This is a genomic window from Nocardia coubleae NBRC 108252 (assembly GCF_001612805.1).
Classification (GTDB): domain Bacteria; phylum Actinomycetota; class Actinomycetes; order Mycobacteriales; family Mycobacteriaceae; genus Nocardia; species Nocardia coubleae.
This window is the reverse complement of sequence record NZ_BDBD01000004.1, coordinates 459,838-477,130: the sequence shown is the minus strand read 5'-3', so window position 1 is coordinate 477,130 and position 17,293 is coordinate 459,838. Positions and strand designations below refer to the sequence as shown.

Sequence of the window (17,293 nt, the reverse complement as noted above, 5' to 3'; positions counted from 1 at the left end):
CGGTTGTGACGGTGGAGGGGGCGCTCGCACGCGCGCGTGCCGCCAGGCGGATCGGACGCGTCGAGGAGGCGCGCCGGGTGCTGGGGACGGCCCTGGCGCATGCGCACGACGACCCGGACGTGCTGGTCGAGTTGGCCGAAATCGCCTACGAGAGTACGGAGTTCGACAAGGCACTCGACTACGCGGGACAGGCGGCCGTCGGTGATCCCGAATCGGCGGGCGCGCACGAGATGATCGCCAAAGCGTCGGCGGCACGCGGTGACTGGGCCACCGCCTTCGCGCACGGCGACATCGTCGTGCGGCTTTTCCCCGACGACGCGTCCTCATGGCTGCTGGTGGCCTGGTTGCGCGCGTTCGGGTCGCCCCGTGATGCGGTCCGGGCGCGCGCCGCGCTGTCGGAAGCCATCGCGCTGTCGCCCGAGGACGTCGAGGTGCATCGGTCCGCTGCCGCGATCTACGCGCGCCTGCTCGACCACGACGCGGCGCGGCGACACCGCGCGGCGGGCCTCGAGATCGACCCGACACAGCCGGAACTGCTGTACCTGCAAGCTCGCTCGGAATTCACCGGGCTCAGCGGAAGAACGGCCGCCGTCGCCACGCTACGGAGCCTGCTGGCGCAGACGCCGACCTACGACTTCGCACGGCTGATGCTCGCCGAAATATGCTGGCGGGCCCTCATGCGATTGGCCGCATGGGTGTGGGTCTTCGCAGGATGTGTTGCGGCGATGGGTATCTGGGGAAGACCCTGGCTGCTGCGGTTGCTGACCGTCATATTCATCGCCGTCCTGGTCCGTGCGTGGACCGGGGTGTTCGGCGCGCTGCGTGACCAGCTTCCCCCGGACTATCTACGCGCCAGGACCAGCCGTCGTCCGGCGGTACTGCTCGCGCTGGTTCTGGCCGTCGCCGCCGGTGCGACCGTGGTCGTCGGAGCCGGGGCGATGTGGTCCGCCGACGCCGCCGTGGTCCGGTTCGGCTGCCGCCTGCTCGTGCTCGGCGCGCTCGGGGCCGCGCTCGCCCATCTCCTGATCTTCGCGGCCTGGTTCCGGCGCGGACAGGGCGACGTTCCCCCGGAAGGCGGGTCCGGGTTCGCGGGCAGGCAACTGGTCGTGTCCACGATGGTCCTGGTTCCGGTAGCGGTGATCGTGTGGTTCGTGCGGGGCTGGACACGTCAGCCCGCAGTAGCGGGGGCGTTGTCGGCTGTGCTCGGCGTCGCCTTGCTCACGTTCCTGATCGAATGGATTCGTGAGCTTCGGCCGCACGGGCCCGTACTGCGAAAGCCTCGGGTGTTCGTGCTGGTGCTGGTCCTCGTATCAGTGGCGGCCGCGACGACGGCGGCGGTGTGGTCGGGTGGTCGCGAAATCGACGACGGCGTACTGCGGAGCCGTGCGGTCGTGCGTGCACCTGCCCCGTCGCCGAGCACGGTCCCGGTGACACCCACACCGACCCTCGTCCGGCTGCCGACCGTGGCGCCTGTGCCACCGATGACGACCCCACGCGTGTTACCGATGCCGACACTGTATGTGCCGAGCTACTTCCGACTACCTGACGTCGGCCGGGCGCCGATTGTGACGCCTGATCGCTGATCACTCCGATGTTCTCGGCGTCCCGACCTGAGTCTTGATCGGCAGGTAGGGCGGCCTGAATACCTCGACGGCGGTAGTGTGCGCCGGAGGAATCCAGGGGAGGGGGCAGAGAGTCGTGCCGGTGCAGGCGGCGCTCGAGCGGGCGCGGGTGGCTTTGGAGATCGGGCGGGCCGAGGAGGCTCGGGGGATTCTGGGGGCTGTGTTGGCGCAGGCGCCGGACGACCCGGAATTGCTTGTGGCGCTGGGGAACACGGCCTTCGCGCTGGACGATCCACAAGAGGCGTTGCGGTGGGCGGGGCGCGCCGTCGGTGCCGACCCGGAACTGCCCGAAGCGCAGATGCTGGCCGCCATGTGCGCGGCGATGCTGGGGGAGTGGGGGCGGGCGCGCGAGCACAGCGATACCGTCCTGCGGTTGTTGCCCCACGAACCCGCGTCGCTGTTGCTCGCGGCGTGGATGACCGCGTTCGGACCGGCCGGCGACAGCGGCCGGGCCGCCGTGCTCGTCGGCGAGGCCGTCGAACTCGCGCCCGACGACGCCGGTGTGCACTGCTCCGCCGCCGAGATCTACCAGCGTCTCGGCGACTTCGACGGGATCCGGCGCCATGTCGGCGCGGGACTCCAGCTCGACCCGACCCACACAGACCTGCTCCGCATGCAGGCGCAGCTCGAGTTCGGCGGCGTCGAAGGCGGCAGGCAGTCGGCGGTGGCGACGCTGCGCGGTGTCCTCGCCCAGGCGCCGACGGACAGCAAAGCGAGACGGCTGCTCGCCGAAGTGCACTGGCGAGCGCTGATGCGACTCGCGGCGTGGGTGTGGTTCTTCGCGGGTTGCTATGCGGCCGTGGCGATGTGGGCGCCAGCGATGCTGCTCCGAATCGTGTCGCCGGTGCTGCTGGCAGCGATTCCGCTCGCCTGGTTCGGGGTGTTCCACAAGCTGCGCAAGCAGCTGCCCGACGGGTATCTGCGGGCTCGCGTGCTGCGCCCGCGCGTGGTGTTCGCGCTGCTCGTGGTGGTCGGCTCGGCGTTCGGTGTCGTACTCGGCGCGGTGGCGATGCGGTCGGAGTACGTGGCATTCATCCGGATCGGGAGCTGGCTGCTGGTGCTCGGCGCGCTCGGGGCCGCGCTCGCGCATCTGCTGCTGTACACGGCATGGTTGCGACCGGGCCGTGACGACCCTGATCCGGAAGACGGCTTCGACTTCGCGGCAATGCAGATCATGGTGCTCGGCATCTGCGTGGTGCCGCTGGTCGTCGTCGCCGGTCTCGCACGCGGATTCGCGCGTCAGCCTGCCGTATTCGGTGCGTTCCTCGCCGTGGTCGGTGCGGTGTTGTTCACCCTGGTCCTGGAAGCCGGAATCGGGATCTGGCGCGATCGAGCGGGATACCGCAGGCTGCCCGTGATCGCGGCGATCGTGTGCGCCCTGCTGGCCGGGGCGGGTGCGGCTGTGTGGTGGGGTGGCGGCGAAATCGTCGACGGTGAGGTGCGCGGGCGTGAGTTCGTGAAGGTGCCCGCACCACCGACGATCTCACCGCGCGAGTTCCCGACGATGCCGACCCTGCGGGTTCCGACTCTGGTCGTACCACCGACTGTCACGGGGGTACCAGCCGTGACCCCGACCCGGTGACAGCGGCAACCGGTCCGCGGGGCCGCGCGGCAGCAGGTGTCGGCTCCGGCGCTCCGTGACCGTTAGGCGCGTGGGCAGGACTGCCGCTCGTCAGCCGCGGCAGCGCTGTTGGCGGCGGCGACGACCGCGGGGAGCAATCCAGGGACCGCCGATTCGACATCTTCGGTGCGCAGGCGCTGATAGGTCTGGCCGTCGAGGGTGAGGCGCTCGATGAGACCCGCTTCGCGCAGGATCTTGAAGTGGTGTGTCGCGGTGGACTTGTTGATCGCGTCGTAGAGCGCCGAGCAGCGCAGCGGGCTGCCCGCGTTGCTCAGGCGGCGCACCATTTCCAGGCGCACGGGATCGTGCAGCGCGCCGAGTACGGCGGGCAGCTCCGCCACGGGCAGGGTGGGCGCCGCGGGGAGATCTTTAGCCTGCGTCATGATCTACCTCACTCCCGGGTTTGATAGTCATCATACCCGGCGTAGGGTCGGGTTCGTTCGATGGTTATCAAACTCACCTGATGGGGGCTGCGATGGCAGCGACAACGATGGTGCCGACCGAAACCGGTCAGCGGTGGGCCTACGGGCTGGTCCTCGCCGCCACCGGCGTGGCACTCGGTGTCTCCGGGGCGCCCGCCCCGCTGTACGGAATCTACGAAACCGAATGGCACCTGTCGCCGTTCACCACCACGATGGTCTTCGCCGTGTACGCCGTGGCCGCGCTCGGCGCGGTACTGGTGTCGGGTCGCGTGTCCGACGTGATCGGGCGCAAGCCGGTGATCGTCGGCGCGTTCGCCACCATGATCCTCGGGCTGCTGGCCTTCCTGCTCGCCGACTCGGTGCCGATGTTGCTGCTGGCGCGAGCCCTGCACGGCGCGGCGGTCGGGGCAACCGTGGTGGCAGGTGCCGCCGCGCTGCTGGATCTGCGACCCGAGCGGGGCGCGCGGTCCGGTCAGCTCAGCGGGGTGGCGTTCAATGTGGGCATCGCGATCGCGGTGCTCGGCACCGCTGTGCTCGCCCAGTACGCGCCGTCGCCGCTGCGCACGCCGTACGTGGTGATCGCGGTGATCTGCCTGGCCGCCGCGGCCGGGATCCTCGCGTTGCGCGAACCGCACGTCGCGCGCGTGAAGGGTCGCATCACGATCGCCAAACCCGCTGTCCCCCAGGAGATCAGGGCAGATTTCTGGTTCTCCGCGATCGGGGTGATGGCCGCCTGGTCGGTGCTCGGTGTGCTGCTGTCGCTGTATCCGTCGCTGGCTGCCGCGAAAACCGGCGTGCACAACCTGGTGTTCGGTGGGGCGGTGGTGGCTTCGACCGCCCTGGCCGGTGCGCTCGCGCAATTGTTCGCCACCCGCATTCCGGCGCGCAAGGCCGCGATCATCGGTGACCTCGGGATGGCCGCCGCGCTGCTTGCCACGATTCCGGCGCTGGCCACCAGGCAACCGGCGGCCGTGCTGATCGCGGGGCTGGTGCTAGGCGCGACGTTCGGGCTCGGCTTCGGTGGTTCGCTGCGCCATCTGTCGGAAGTGGTGCCGCCGCATCGGCGCGGAGAAACGATGTCGGCCTATTACCTGCTCGCGTATTCGGCAATGGCTTTGCCGACGCTCGCGGCGGGCTGGGCGGCGACCACCTGGGGAATCGCGACGGTATTCCCGTGGTTCATCGCGATCGTCGCCGTGGCCTGTGTGCTGGCCGCCCTGCTCGGGCTGCGCGGCAGCCGGGCGAAAGGCTGAGGAGCACCCCGTCCGGCCGGGGTTAAACGGCCGGACGGGGTCGGGCATTTATGTGGGCCAACCGCCGTAGGGCACGGTGATCAGTTCCAGGAAATGGCCGTTGGGGTCGAGGAAGTACACGCCTCGGCCCCCGTCGTTGTGATTGATCTCGTTGACGCCGTGCTGCTGCGGATCGGCCCAATGGTCCAGCTTGTAGCGCTGGATCTTGGCATAGGCCGCGTCGAACTCGGCTTCGGAGACCAGGAACGCGTAGTGCTGCGGCTGGATCTCGGAAACGAACGGCGGCACCTTCGCGAAATCGAACGTGACACCGTTGTCGAGCGGGATGGGAATGAACGGACCCCACTCTTTTCCTATGTCCAACCCGAGGATGTCCGCCCAGAATTCGGCGGTTTCCCTATTGTCCCGACATCCGACAATGGTGTGATTGAACTGTACTGACAGGGGATTTCTCCTTGGTTCGTGACGGCGCCGACCCTGGGCTCGGTACAAGGCGGCCGACAGGAGCACCGTCACCGGGAACGAGATTAACGCCGAATCCCGGGTCCGGCAATGCCGATGGCGCGGTAGGTTCGCGCCATGAGGATTCGTGGAGCCGTTCTCGAACGTGTCGCCGATCCGGCGCCGTTCGCGCAGTCGCGGCCGATCACCGTGTGCGAACTGGAGCTGGCCGAGCCGGGTGACGGCGAGTTGCTGGTGCGGATCGAGGCGGCCGGGTTGTGCCATTCGGACCTGTCGGTGGTCGACGGCAACCGGGTGCGTCCGGTGCCGATGCTGCTCGGCCACGAGGCGGCGGGCATCGTCGAAGCGATCGGCGCCGGTGTCGACGATGTGACGGTGGGGCAGCGTGTGGTGATGACGTTCCTGCCGCGCTGCGGTGACTGCGCGGGCTGTGCCAGCAACGGCCGCACACCCTGCGGGCCCGGCAGTGTGGCCAACAACGCGGGTGAGCTGCTCGGTGGTGGGCGGCGGCTGCGTCGCGACGGCGAGGATGTGCACCATCACCTGGGGGTTTCCGGGTTCGCCACGCACGCGGTGGTGGATCGGCGGTCGGTGGTCCCGGTCGACGACGACGTGCCGCCGGAGGTGGCCGCCGTCCTCGGCTGCGCGGTACTCACCGGCGGCGGCGCACTGCTCAACGCCGCGAAACCCGGTGCGGGAGACCGGATCATGGTGGTCGGTCTCGGTGGCGTCGGGATGGCGGCGGTGCTGGTCGCGGTGTCGCTCGGGCTCGGCGAGGTGATCGCCGTCGACACCGTTCCCGAAAAGCTGGCGCTGGCACGGGAATTCGGCGCTACCGCCGCCTTCACGCCCGCCGAGATCGTCGACAAGGGGGTGAACGCCGACGTGGTGATCGAGGCGGCGGGCAACGTTCGTGCCTTCGAAACCGCCGTGGCCGCGACGGCTCCCGGTGGTGTCACCGTGACGGTCGGGCTGCCCGCTCCCGATGCCACCGCCACGATTTCCCCGCTCGCGCTGGTCGCCCAGGGCCGAACCATCATCGGCAGCTACCTCGGCTCGGCCGTGCCCGCCCGCGACATCCCCGAGTACGTGCGGATGTGGCGCGCCGGGAAACTGCCGCTGGAACGGCTCGTATCGGCGCGCATCGGACTCGACGCGGTGAACGAGGCCATGGACGAACTCGCCGCGGGCGCCGCGCTGCGGCAGGTGATCGTTTTCGGCTGACCTCGGCGTCCCCGGCCGGTGCCTGCTCGATAGGCTTGCGGACAAGCGGAAACGACGACGAGGAGATGCGGTGACCATTCGGGTCGGAATGCTCGGAGCACGCGGCAAGGTCGGGCAGGCCATCTGCGCGGCGGCGGAGGCGGCGGCCGATCTGGAGCTGGTGGCCCAGGTCGACAAGGGTGACGCGTTGGAAGCGTTCACCGAGACCGGCACCCAGGTCGTCGTCGACTTCACCCACCCCGATGTGGTGATGGGCAACCTGAGGTTCCTGATCGAGAACGGCATCCACGCCGTGGTCGGCACCACCGGTTTCGACGAGGCACGGCTCACCGAGGTGCGCGGGTGGTTGGCGCAGCGTCCCGAGGTCGGTGTGCTGATCGCGCCGAACTTCGCCATCGGCGCGGTGCTGTCGATGCGGTTCGCCGAGCAGGCGGCGCGGTTCTTCGAGTCGGTCGAGGTCATCGAACTGCACCACCCGAACAAGGCCGACGCGCCCTCGGGCACGGCCTACCGCACCGCCGCGCTCATCGCCGCCGCCCGCGACGAAGCCGGGGTCGGGCGCAGTCCCGACGCGACGACGGCCGAACTCGAGGGTGCGCGCGGCGCCGATGTCGACGGGGTGCGCGTGCACTCGGTGCGCCTGGCCGGGCTCGTGGCCCACCAGGAGGTGCTCTTCGGCACCCAGGGCGAGACGCTGACCATCCGTCACGACTCCATCGACCGCAGCTCCTTCGCCCCCGGCGTGCTGCTCGGGGTTCGTGAGATCGCCGGACGGCCGGGCCTGACCGTCGGGCTCGACCCGTTCCTCGACTTGTGAGCGCCGATCCGGTGACCCAGGCCGAGCCGAACCGTCAGGTCGTGAAAACCGTTGCGCTCGTTGCCTTCCTGGTGCTGGCGCTGGTGTTCTACTTCGTCCGCCTCGGTGGGCTTGCCATCGCCTACATCGGCGACGGCAAGCCGGCGGGCATCGCCATCGGCATCGGCATGCTCTTGCTGCCGATCGTCGGCGTGTGGATCGTGTGGACGACCTTGCAGGCCGCCCTCGATCATCAGCGCCTGGCCCGGCGCATCCACGAGGAGGGCCGCGAGGTCGACACCTCGCACCTGGCGCGCCGCCCGTCCGGCCGCATCGAACGCGACGCGGCCGATGCCCTGTTCGCCGAGGTCAAGGCCGAATGGGAAGCAGACCCGGACAACTGGCGCAGCTCCTACCGCCTGGCTCGCGCCTACGACTATGCCGGTGACCGCACCCGCGCCCGCGAAACCATGCGCCGCGCGGTGGCACTGGAGAAACTGGAACGCGACGGAAAGTAGCTCATGGCCCGGTTGCTGATCGTCCACCACACCCCCTCGCCGCACACGCAGGCGATGTTCGAAGCGGTCCTGTCCGGTGCCACCGACCCGGAGATCGAGGGCGTGGAAGTGGTGCGCCGAGCCGCGTTGGCTGTCACCGCCGTCGACGTGCTGGAGGCCGACGGCTACCTGCTCGGCACCCCGGCCAACCTCGGCTACATGAGCGGCGCCCTCAAACACGCCTTCGACACCATCTACTACCCGTGCCTGGACTCCACCCGCGGTCGTCCCTACGGGCTGTACCTGCACGGCAACGAGGGCACCGAGGGTGCCGAGGCGAGTGTCGAGCGGATCACCACCGGGCTCGGGTGGACGCGCGCGGCCGCGCCGGTGGTGGTGTCGGGGCCGCCGGGCAAGGCCGAACTGGAGCGTTGCTGGGAGCTCGGAGCCACCATCGCCGCAGGTCTGATGGGGTAAGCGGGGTTCGCCCCGAATTCTGGTGGCTGACATCCGCGCCGGCGATACGGTAGAACTCGACCCGACGTGTTGCGGGCTGGCCGCGGATGGGTGTTCGAGATGGGGAGTGGTCGGTGACCGAGGTGCAGACGGTGCGACGGATCGGGTTGGTCGAGGACCACGAATCGGTGGCGATCGGGTTGGCCGCCATGCTCGGCCCCGAACCCGACCTGGAACTGGTCGCCACCGCCGAGACCGTCGCGGGCTTGCTCGCCGACGCCGACGACCTGGACCTGGTGGTGCTCGACCTGCGCCTGCCCGACGGATCGAGCCCCGAGGACAACGTCACCGCGCTGCGCGAGCGCGGCATCGAGGTGCTGGTGTTCACCGGCGCCGACAACGCCTTCCTCGTCCGCTCGGCCGCGAAGGCGGGCGTGCTCGGCGTGCTGCGCAAATCCGAGGGCGCGGCCACCGTGGTCGATGCCGTGCGCCGCGCCGCCTCCGGCGAACAGGTGGTCACCACCGACTGGGCCGCCGCCATCGATGGCGACCCGCAGCTGTCCGACGTGGGCCTGAGCCCGCGCCAGGAGGAAGTGCTCATGCTCTACGCCTCGGGCGAGAAGGCCTCGCGTGTGGCCCGCCTGACGGGGCTGTCGGAGCAGACCGTCAACGACTACCTCGGCCGCATCCGGCAGAAATACGCCGATGCGGGCAGGCCCGCGCCCACCAAGACCGACCTGTACAAACGGGCCGTCGAGGACGGGTGGCTGCCCGTGCCGGAGAGGCAGCAGCGCACGTGAGCACCGCGGTCGCCGCCGCGCCCGCACCTGTCGCCGAGATCGACCTGTCGCACGCGGCGACCGATCAGATCCTGCGCAGGCTCGGAGTGGTCATCGGGATCGGTGCGCTGATCGTGATGATGCTCGAATTGCCCGCGGTGCTGGTGCAACCGGTCTACCTCGCCCGCTGGCCCGAGATCCACCTCGTGTCCGCCTATGTGCTGTTCGCGGTGCTGGCGATCGTGTCGGCGCGCGGCCCGGTGCGCGCCATCCGGCGTGCGGCCGGGGCCGCCGCGGTGGTCTATCTCGCGGCGGCGGCGGTGACACCGCTGCTGTACTCGGTGACCTACATCGGCTCGTTCGCGTCCTGGCCCTACCGAGGACTGGCCGTCGGTGCGCTGGCGGCCGGTCTGGCATGGCCACGGCGGGTGGCTGCGGTCTTCGTCGCGCTGCTGGCGACGGTGGCCGCGGTGTCGAATGTGCTGGTGATCCCGGGCAGTTCGATGTGGACGCTGGTCGGTGACATCACCCGGGCGCTCGGTGTGGCCGCGCTGTTCCTGTGGTGCGTGGTGTACGCGCGGGCCGCCGCCGAACGCGTCGACCGGGAGGCCATCCGGCAGCGGGTGCGTGCCGCGACGGTCGCGGCGACCACCGCCCGCGAACGCGAAGGCGCCCGCTTCGCCGCACTCATCCACGACGCGGTGCTGTCGACCCTGCTGGAGGCCTCACGCAGTGCCGGGTCGACGCCGGTGCTGCGCCGCCAGGCCGCGCGCACCCTCGAACAGCTCGAACAGTCGCGCAACGCCCCCGAGATCGACCACTTCGACGCCGCCGCCACGGTCGAGTTCCTGCGCGACGCGGTGCGCGAAGTGGATCCCGAACTGCCCGTTCAGGTTTCCTCACGCGGTGCCGACCTGCGGCTGCCGGTGGAATCGGCGCGGGTACTCGGCGCGGCACTCATGGAGGCGGTGCGCAACAGCTTGCGCCATGCGGGTACACCCGGTCGCATCGTCCGGCGTGGCTTGTCGGTGACCATCGCGACCGGTGGCATCCGGGTGGTGCTCACCGACGACGGCGTCGGCTTCGACCCGGCCCGCGTCCCGGCCGACCGGATGGGCATCGCCGGCAGCATCCTCGGCCGCATGCGCACCCTCGCGGGCGGCGCGGCGTTCGTCGAGTCCTCGCCCGGCGCGGGCACCGTGGTCACCCTGGTGTGGGCCAGCGATGGCTGAGCGCGACCTGCCGTTCGGGATGCGTGACCTGTTCGGCCTCAGCGACGGAACCGCCTGGCTGTTCGTCGTCATCTTCGAAGCGACCATCGTGATGCACCTGCGGGTGAACTTCGGCATCGCCCCACTACTGCCCGCCACGGCCGCGCTGCTGCTGATGGCGGCGGCCGCGCTGGTGGTGCTGGTGTTCCCGATGGATCCGTTGCCCTGGCCGCCCACGGTGTTCGTCGCGGCCGCCGGACCGATGGCGATGGCGCTGACCGTGCCGTGGGTGCAGAACCCTTCGGGCTTCTCCAACCAGTTGTGGACGGCCTATCCCACTTCGTACCTGCTGGCCATGCTCGTCCTGCGCGGGCGGGTCGGTGCGGCCTGGCTCGGCGTGGCCGCGGCCGCCTCGGTGCTCATGACACTCGGGGTGTTCACCGACTGGCACGCGGAAACCGTGGTGCGCGCGCTGACCCCGATCGCGACCGTCGGCGCGGTGACGGTGTTCATGGCCATCGTGCGGCCCACCCAGCGCTCGCTGCGCGAGCTGGGATCGCAGGCGAATCTACGCGCCGCCACCGAGGCGGCCCTGCACGCGGCGACCGCCGAGCGGGACCGTCAGCTGGTCCGGCTCGACCAGGTGGCGGGCCCGATCCTGACCCGCATCGCCGAGGGCCGCGAACTCACCGACGACGAACGCGAACAGTGCAGGCTGCTCGAAGCCGAACTGCGCGACGGATTGCGCGCCCCCGAACTGGTCACCGAACGCCTCAGCGCCGCCGCACGGGGGGCGCGGGCGCGCGGCGTGGAGGTGACACTGCTCGACGACGGTGGCTTCCGTGGTGTCCCGGAATGGGTGCGGCGCAACGTGATCGAGGCCGCCGTCGAGGCACTGGACGCGGCCCGGGCGGGCACCGTCACCGTGCGGGTGCTGCCCATCGGTAGGCGCTGGGTGGCGACGGTGCTGGCCACCGGACCCGACGGTGACCGGCGCATCGAGATCGATACCGCCGGTGACGTGCGGGTTTCCACCTGACCGGAACCTGTCGTACCCCTGTGCCAGGGTGGTGGCATGCAGCGGATGAATGCGGCGGCGGCCCGGCGGATCGCGCTGGCCGCCCAGGGTTTCGGCAAACGCCGCCCGGCCAACCCCAAACGGCGGGCGATTCTCGATGTGGTGGCCAGAACCCGTCTGCTGCAACTGGATTCGGTCTCGGCGGTGGTACGCGCCCACTACGCGCCGGTGTTCAGCCGGATCGGCCCCTACGATCGCACCCTGCTCGACGGCGCCGCCTGGAGCGACAGCCCACGCGCCAGGCGCGGCCTCGTCGAGTACTGGGCACACGAGGCCGCGCTCATCCCGGTCGCCGACTGGCCGCTGATGCGGTGGCGCATGGCCGAATACGAACACGGCCGGTGGGCGGGCATGCGGAAGGCGGCCGAACGCAACCCGACGCTCGGCAAGGACATCCTCGACGTGGTCACCGAGGTCGGTGCGGCCAGCGCCCGCGAGATCGAACGGCATCTCGAACTCGACAAGCCGCGACCCAAGGGCACCTGGTGGAATCTCAGCGACACCAAACTGATCTGCGAACAGCTGTTCGCCGCGGGCGAGTTGTCCACCGCGCGCCGGGTCGGGTTCACCCGCCACTACGACCTCACCGAGCGCGTCGTCTCCGCCGACATCCGTGAGCGTGAGATCGCCGAAGCCGACGCGGTGCGGGAGCTGGTGCGCCGCGCGAGCCGGGCGCTCGGCATCGCCACCGAGCCCGACCTGCGCGACTACTACCGGCTGCACCGCCGCCAGAGTGCCCCGGCCATCGCCGAACTCGTCGACGCGGGCGAACTCGTCCCGGTCGATGTCGACGGCTGGGACGCACCGGCCTACCTGCACCCGGAGGCGAGTATCCCGCGCCGGATCACCGGTGCGGCCCTGCTGTGCCCGTTCGACCCGCTCATCTTCTTCCGGCCGCGCACGCAGCGGATCTTCGACTTCCACTACCGCATCGAGATCTACACACCCGAACCCCAACGGGTGCACGGGTATTACGTCTTCCCGTTCCTGCTCGACGGCAAGCTCGTCGGCCGGGTAGACCTGCGCGCCGAACGCGCGACCGGGCGGCTGCTCGCGCCCGCCGCGTTCGCCGAACCCGGCCACGCCACCGCCGAGACCGCCCACGCGCTGCGCGGCGCGCTGCGGGAGATGGCGGACTGGCTCGAACTCGACGAGGTGGTGATCGGCGAACGCGGCGACCTGGCCCCGCTGTTATGACCGGGTGCGCGTCACCACTTCTGCCCGCGCATCTGATCGCGCAACGCGCCGGTGACCGCACCCGAGAGCCACGAGTTCAGTGACTGCCCGTTCTGCTGGGCGGCTTCCTCGGCGCGGGACTTGAGCTGTTCGACCAGACGCAGGGTGACGCGGCTGATGTCACCGGTCATCTCCTCGAAGGTCGGGGGTTCGGCATCGTCGCCGGACGTGTTCTTGCGCACGTCGGCCACGACGTCGGTGCCGTCGAGACGCACGTGCACGGTGCGGTCACCGAGCTCGGTACTGATCTCGGCGGCCAGTTCCGACAGCGCCGACAGCAGCACCAGCCGGTGCGAACTCTCCACCGCTGCGGCCAGTGCGGCGGCGGTGGCCTGCGTTTTCTCGTCGCCGAGAGCCGCGGCGGCGAGCAGTTCCTCGCGCAGCCGCGCGGTGTGAGCGTTCAGATCCATGACATCAGCATGACGTCACATATGACATCACGCAAGGAAGGCGACCCCTACCGGCCGCGACTTCGGCCGCTAGGGTGTCGAGGCTCTCGAGCCGACCGGGTAGCCTTTCTGACCATGACGAACGGTGAATCGACGCCCACGGAGCTGCACGCATCCGGCACGGTAGGTGTCGCGATGGTGACCCCCTTCAGCGCTGCGGGCAAGCTCGACGTGGACGCCGGGGTGGCACTCGCCGCTCGCCTGGTCGATCGCGGCGTCGATCTGCTCGTCGTCTCGGGCACCACCGGCGAGTCGCCGACCACCACCGAATCGGAGAAGGTCGACCTGCTGCGTGCCGTCGTCGACGCCGTCGGCGACCGGGCCACCATCGTGGCCGGTGCCGGAACCTACGACACCGCGCACTCCATCGAGCTCTCGCGCGCCGCCGAGAACGCGGGCGCGCACGGCCTGCTCGTGGTGACCCCCTATTACTCCCGGCCGACGCAGGAGGGGCTGATCGCGCACTTCACCGCGGTCGCCGACGCCACGTCGCTGCCGGTGACGCTCTACGACATTCCACCGCGGTCGGTGGTGCCGATCGCCATCGACACGATCCGATATCTGTCCGAGCATCCGAACATCGTCGCCGTGAAGGACGCCAAGGGCGACCTCGTCTCCGGTGCCGATCTCATCTCGAGCACCGGACTGGCGTTCTACTCCGGTGACGACGGGCTCAATCTGCCCTGGCTCTCGGTGGGTGCTGTCGGATTCATCAGTGTGATCGGGCATCTGGTGCCCGAACGCCTGCGCGAGATCCACCAGGCCTACACGGCCGGTGAGGTGGCTCGGGCCAGGGAGCTCAACGCGACACTGCTGCCGCTGTACGCGGCCATGACCCGCCTGGGAGGTGTGGCGATGTGTAAGGGAGGACTTCAATTGCTCGGGATCGACGTGGGTGAACCACGGTTGCCCCAACTGATGCCGACGCCGGCTCAGCTCGACGAGCTGGCGCTGGATCTGCAAGCCGCGGGGGTGACCGCGTGACCGAACCCACTGGTCGTAAGCCCCGCCGCCGGGCCGCGTCGCGTCCCGCGGGCGCGCCGGAACCCACCCCGGCCGAAACCGTGCGCGAGACCCAGCCGGTCGCCGCGCCGCCCGCGGCCGAGCAGCCCGTTGCCGCACCCGCCGCGGTCGAGCCGGTCGCCGAGATCGTCGCCGAGGCGGAACTGACGGCCGAGGCCGAGTCGGTTCCCGAGGCGCTCGAGATCGCGCAGGACCGCGCCCCAGCGAAGAAGGCGGCGTCGCGTCGCGCCAAGGCCAAGCCCGCCGAGCAGGCCGCCGCCCAGCAGCCGAACCGTCGCGGTGGCGGCGGTGGCCGGGGCAGGCAGGGTGGCCGGGGTCGCGGTGACGCGCAGGCCGAGCCGCGCGAGAAGGCGGCTCAAGACAAACTGGGTCTGCCGCCCAAGCTGCCCAAGAACGGGCTGCGCGTGTTCGCGCTCGGCGGCATCGGCGAAATCGGCCGCAACATGACCGTTTTCGAATACAACGGCAAGTTGCTGATCGTCGACTGCGGTGTGCTGTTCCCCGAGGACCAGCAGCCCGGCGTCGACCTGATCCTGCCCGACTTCCGGCCCATCGAGGACCGGATGGACGACATCGAGGCGATCGTGCTCACGCACGGTCACGAGGACCACATCGGCGCGGTGCCGTTCCTGCTGCGGATGCGCCCCGACATCCCGGTGATCGGCGCCAAGTTCACCCTCGCCCTGGTCGCGGCCAAGGCGCGTGAGCACCGCCTGCAGCCGCGGCTGCGCGAGGTCGCCGAGGGCGAGACCACCGTGCACGGGCCGTTCGAGCTCGAGTACTTCGCGGTCAACCACTCCATCCCCGACGCGCTGGCCGTGGCCATCCGCACCCCGGCGGGCGTGGTGCTGCACACCGGCGACATCAAGCTCGACCAGCTGCCGCTCGACGGCCGCCTCACGGACCTGGCCGGTTTCTCCCGCCTCGGCGACGAGGGCGTCGACCTGTTCCTGGTCGACTCGACCAACGCCGAGGTCCCCGGCTTCGTCACCCCCGAACGCGAGATCGGCGGAGTGCTCGACAATGTGATCGGCAAGGCCCGCAACCGGGTGATCGTCGCGTCGTTCGCCAGCCACGTGCACCGCATCCAGCAGGTGGTCGACGTGGCCCAGAAGCACAACCGCAAGGTGTGTTTCGTCGGCCGCTCGATGGTCCGCAACATGCAGATCGCCCAGGATCTCGGTTACCTGTCGGTGCCCGACAATGTCGTGGTCGAAATGGATCAGGCGGCGAACCTGCCCGGCAACCGCCTGGTGCTGATCTCGACCGGTTCCCAGGGTGAACCCCTCTCGGCGCTGGCGCGGATGGCCCGCGGCGACCACCGCCAGATCAACATCCGCGCCGACGACCTGATCGTGCTCGCGTCCTCGCTGATCCCCGGCAACGAGAACTCGGTGTTCGCCGTGGTCAACGGACTGGCCCGGCTCGGCGCCACCGTCATCACCCAGCAGAGCGCCAAGGTGCACGTCTCCGGGCACGCCTCGGCCGGTGAGCTGCTGTACCTGTACAACGCGGTGCGGCCGACCAACGCCATGCCGGTGCACGGCGAATGGCGGCACCTGCGCGCCAACGCCGCGCTCGCGGTGGCCACCGGTGTGCCGGAGGAGCGGGTCGTGCTCGCCGAGGACGGCGTCGTGGTCGACCTGGTCGACGGCATCGCCTCCATCGTCGGCCGGGTCCCGGTCGGGCACGTCTACGTCGACGGACTCTCCGTCGGTGACGTCGGCGAGTCGACGCTGTCGGACCGCCTGGTCCTCGGCGAGGGTGGCTTCATCTCGATCGCGATCGTCATCGACGCCACCACCGGCAAGGCGGTGAGCACCCCCGAGATCAACGGGCGTGGCTTCTCCGACGACCCCACCGCCCTCGACGGCGCGAACGAGCTGGTCGAGGCGGAGCTGCTCCGCCTGGCGGGCGAGGGCATCACCGACACCCACCGCATCGCCCAGGGCGTGCGCCGGGTCGTCGGCCGCTGGGTCGCCGACACCTACCGTCGCCGCCCGATGATCGTGCCGACGGTCATCGGCGTCTGACCTCACGGAACACGAAAACCGCCGGGTGACGTTGTCGCCCGGCGGTTTCGTCGTTTCTCAGGCCTGGCAGGCCGCGGAGTCGAGCTTGGCCGACTTCACGATGTTGCAGGCGAAGGTGTGCGACACCTTCCAAGACTCGTCCTCGGCGACGAAGTCGATGAAGGCGTCCTGCACGGGCTGGCCGTCGATGGTGACATCGGCGTCGGCCTTGAGCTTGCCGTCGGCGGGCTCACCCACGTTGGTGATGGAGACCTTCACGTTGTTCTTCTTCGCGGCATCGACGAACTTGTCGACCAGCATCGGGTCCTGATCGGCGTCCTCGATGTAGGTCTTCTTCTCGTCGGCGGTGAGCTGGCCGCTCATCGCCTTGGTGAGCCGCGCGTTGAGTTCCTCGACGGTCGGCTTGGGCAGGTTCGGCGGGGTGGTCTCGGCGACGTCGCCGCCTTCCTCCTTGTCCTGCTTGGCCGTACCGGACTCGAAGGCGGCCGCGGTCGTGGTGGCGCCCGCGCTGCTCGACTCGGTGTCCGAAGAACCGCACGCGCTCAGCCCCAGCGACGCGACGAGCGCGACGAGGACGGCGGCGGTCTTGATCGGTCGGTTGTTCACTACAACTCCCATGATGGTGGTCGAAACGGTCGGGCTAGAGCTGGTAACCGCTGGTGCAGTTCCAGTGCTTGATCGAGGCATTGCCCGGATTGCGGTTCAGCGCTTCGCGTTTGGCGCCACCGATGGTCGAGGCCGAGCCGTAGCTCCACCAGCCACGCGAGATCGCGATGGCTCCGCAGCCGTTTCGATAGGAGACCTTCACGTCGCAACCGCCGCCGCCACCGCCGCGCCGGCAGGCGGCCATGGCGCCCGCTTCGGCGTCGGCGTAGCTGCCGTAGTCGGTCGCGTACCCGTACACCCCCGATTTGACCGACGCCGCGATGGCGCCGTAGTAGCCCGACTGCGCCTGGGCCGGTGCGATGTGCCCCGCGAACATGGTCGCGACGGTGGCACCCAGCACGGCCGCGCTGGTGAGCATTCTCTTCACTTGTTCCCCTTCATACGCATGGGTCGACGACCCGATAGAGCGCAGTCAAAGTACCGAGCGGTGCGCTGCCCGCGCCACCGCTGGCCGCCCAGATCGGC

At 69.9% G+C, this 17,293-nt stretch carries 18 protein-coding genes; 13 read left to right on the top strand and 5 right to left on the bottom strand.

The genetic code is table 11. The features are described 5' to 3' along the window. Positions 1-5 precede the first annotated feature (5 nt). On the top strand, positions 6-1,583 hold the full coding sequence (locus NCO8_RS04085) for a tetratricopeptide repeat protein (protein WP_067636369.1): 1,578 nt from the start codon (positions 6-8) through the stop codon (positions 1,581-1,583). 115 nt (positions 1,584-1,698) lie between these two features. Continuing rightward, a complete protein-coding gene (locus tag NCO8_RS04080; protein WP_067636367.1) occupies positions 1,699-3,204 on the top strand; it encodes a tetratricopeptide repeat protein in 1,506 nt (501 codons plus the stop codon). A gap of 62 nt (positions 3,205-3,266) precedes the next feature. Here NCO8_RS04080 and NCO8_RS04075 read toward each other — a convergent pair whose 3' ends face one another. Next, complete coding sequence (locus tag NCO8_RS04075) at positions 3,267-3,626, bottom strand: ArsR/SmtB family transcription factor (protein ID WP_067636365.1); 360 nt, start codon at positions 3,624-3,626, stop codon at positions 3,267-3,269. Between the two features lie 92 nt (positions 3,627-3,718). Here NCO8_RS04075 and NCO8_RS04070 point away from each other — a divergent pair, with 92 nt between their 5' ends. After that, positions 3,719-4,918, top strand: a complete 1,200-nt coding sequence (locus NCO8_RS04070) for an MFS transporter (RefSeq protein WP_067636364.1) — start codon at positions 3,719-3,721, stop codon at positions 4,916-4,918. Between the two features lie 48 nt (positions 4,919-4,966). Here NCO8_RS04070 and NCO8_RS04065 read toward each other — a convergent pair whose 3' ends face one another. Beyond that, a complete protein-coding gene (locus tag NCO8_RS04065; protein ID WP_067492972.1) occupies positions 4,967-5,362 on the bottom strand; it encodes a VOC family protein in 396 nt (131 codons plus the stop codon). A 135-nt stretch (positions 5,363-5,497) separates the two neighbouring features. Between NCO8_RS04065 and NCO8_RS04060 the strand changes: the two genes are divergently transcribed. From NCO8_RS04060 to NCO8_RS04025, 8 genes are all read left to right on the top strand, one after another. Next, positions 5,498-6,604 carry a zinc-binding dehydrogenase gene (locus tag NCO8_RS04060; protein WP_067636362.1) on the top strand — a complete coding sequence of 369 codons (1,107 nt, stop codon included), beginning with the start codon at positions 5,498-5,500 and terminating at the stop codon, positions 6,602-6,604. A gap of 70 nt (positions 6,605-6,674) precedes the next feature. Beyond that, positions 6,675-7,421, top strand: a complete 747-nt coding sequence (gene dapB, locus NCO8_RS04055; RefSeq protein WP_084456483.1) for a 4-hydroxy-tetrahydrodipicolinate reductase — start codon at positions 6,675-6,677, stop codon at positions 7,419-7,421. Next, on the top strand, positions 7,418-7,918 hold the full coding sequence (locus NCO8_RS04050; RefSeq protein WP_245655221.1) for a hypothetical protein: 501 nt from the start codon (positions 7,418-7,420) through the stop codon (positions 7,916-7,918). The genes dapB and NCO8_RS04050 overlap by 4 nt, the downstream gene beginning before the upstream one ends. A gap of 3 nt (positions 7,919-7,921) precedes the next feature. After that, entirely contained in the window at positions 7,922-8,374 is a 453-nt protein-coding gene (locus tag NCO8_RS04045; RefSeq protein ID WP_067492689.1) for a flavodoxin family protein, read from the top strand. Positions 8,375-8,460: 86 nt separating this feature from the next. Next, positions 8,461-9,153, top strand: coding sequence for a response regulator transcription factor (locus NCO8_RS04040; protein ID WP_067492691.1), 693 nt, complete (start codon positions 8,461-8,463; stop codon positions 9,151-9,153). Then, positions 9,150-10,364, top strand: a complete 1,215-nt coding sequence (locus tag NCO8_RS04035) for a sensor histidine kinase (RefSeq protein ID WP_067636359.1) — start codon at positions 9,150-9,152, stop codon at positions 10,362-10,364. Before NCO8_RS04040 ends, NCO8_RS04035 begins: the two co-directional genes overlap by 4 nt. Then, positions 10,357-11,382, top strand: coding sequence for a DUF8320 family protein (locus NCO8_RS04030; RefSeq protein WP_067636357.1), 1,026 nt, complete (start codon positions 10,357-10,359; stop codon positions 11,380-11,382). Before NCO8_RS04035 ends, NCO8_RS04030 begins: the two co-directional genes overlap by 8 nt. A 36-nt stretch (positions 11,383-11,418) precedes the next feature. After that, positions 11,419-12,618 carry a winged helix-turn-helix domain-containing protein gene (locus NCO8_RS04025; protein ID WP_067636355.1) on the top strand — a complete coding sequence of 400 codons (1,200 nt, stop codon included), beginning with the start codon at positions 11,419-11,421 and terminating at the stop codon, positions 12,616-12,618. An 11-nt stretch (positions 12,619-12,629) separates the two neighbouring features. On the opposite strand, the gene NCO8_RS04020 is transcribed toward NCO8_RS04025, so the two are convergent. After that, positions 12,630-13,067 (bottom strand): hypothetical protein, encoded by a 438-nt coding sequence (locus NCO8_RS04020; protein WP_067492704.1) that lies wholly within the window; start codon positions 13,065-13,067, stop codon positions 12,630-12,632. Positions 13,068-13,181: 114 nt separating this feature from the next. Here NCO8_RS04020 and dapA point away from each other — a divergent pair, with 114 nt between their 5' ends. Beyond that, positions 13,182-14,090 (top strand): 4-hydroxy-tetrahydrodipicolinate synthase, encoded by a 909-nt coding sequence (gene dapA, locus NCO8_RS04015; protein WP_067636353.1) that lies wholly within the window; start codon positions 13,182-13,184, stop codon positions 14,088-14,090. Further along, entirely contained in the window at positions 14,087-16,162 is a 2,076-nt protein-coding gene (locus NCO8_RS04010; RefSeq protein ID WP_067636352.1) for a ribonuclease J, read from the top strand. The genes dapA and NCO8_RS04010 overlap by 4 nt, the downstream gene beginning before the upstream one ends. Before the next feature lie 57 nt (positions 16,163-16,219). Here the strand turns inward: NCO8_RS04010 and NCO8_RS04005 are convergent, their stop codons facing one another. Both NCO8_RS04005 and NCO8_RS04000 read right to left on the bottom strand, forming a co-directional pair. Beyond that, positions 16,220-16,768, bottom strand: coding sequence for a WKL family lipoprotein (locus NCO8_RS04005; RefSeq protein ID WP_067636350.1), 549 nt, complete (start codon positions 16,766-16,768; stop codon positions 16,220-16,222). A 34-nt stretch (positions 16,769-16,802) separates the two neighbouring features. Next, on the bottom strand, positions 16,803-17,186 hold the full coding sequence (locus tag NCO8_RS04000; protein WP_067492712.1) for a DUF4189 domain-containing protein: 384 nt from the start codon (positions 17,184-17,186) through the stop codon (positions 16,803-16,805). Positions 17,187-17,293 lie beyond the last annotated feature (107 nt).

Excerpts from the sequence above, each read along its gene's own strand:
- NCO8_RS04075 (WP_067636365.1), bottom strand. The coding sequence starts at position 3,626 with ATGACGCAGGCTAAAGATCTCCCCGCGGCGCCCACCCTGCCCGTGGCG.
- NCO8_RS04070 (WP_067636364.1), top strand. The coding sequence starts at position 3,719 with ATGGCAGCGACAACGATGGTGCCGACCGAAACCGGTCAGCGGTGGGCC.
- NCO8_RS04060 (WP_067636362.1), top strand. The coding sequence starts at position 5,498 with ATGAGGATTCGTGGAGCCGTTCTCGAACGTGTCGCCGATCCGGCGCCG.
- NCO8_RS04045 (WP_067492689.1), top strand. The coding sequence starts at position 7,922 with ATGGCCCGGTTGCTGATCGTCCACCACACCCCCTCGCCGCACACGCAG.
- NCO8_RS04040 (WP_067492691.1), top strand. The coding sequence starts at position 8,461 with ATGGGTGTTCGAGATGGGGAGTGGTCGGTGACCGAGGTGCAGACGGTG.
- NCO8_RS04030 (WP_067636357.1), top strand. The coding sequence starts at position 10,357 with ATGGCTGAGCGCGACCTGCCGTTCGGGATGCGTGACCTGTTCGGCCTC.
- NCO8_RS04025 (WP_067636355.1), top strand. The coding sequence starts at position 11,419 with ATGCAGCGGATGAATGCGGCGGCGGCCCGGCGGATCGCGCTGGCCGCC.
- NCO8_RS04020 (WP_067492704.1), bottom strand. The coding sequence starts at position 13,067 with ATGGATCTGAACGCTCACACCGCGCGGCTGCGCGAGGAACTGCTCGCC.
- dapA (WP_067636353.1), top strand. The coding sequence starts at position 13,182 with ATGACGAACGGTGAATCGACGCCCACGGAGCTGCACGCATCCGGCACG.
- NCO8_RS04000 (WP_067492712.1), bottom strand. The coding sequence starts at position 17,186 with ATGCTCACCAGCGCGGCCGTGCTGGGTGCCACCGTCGCGACCATGTTC.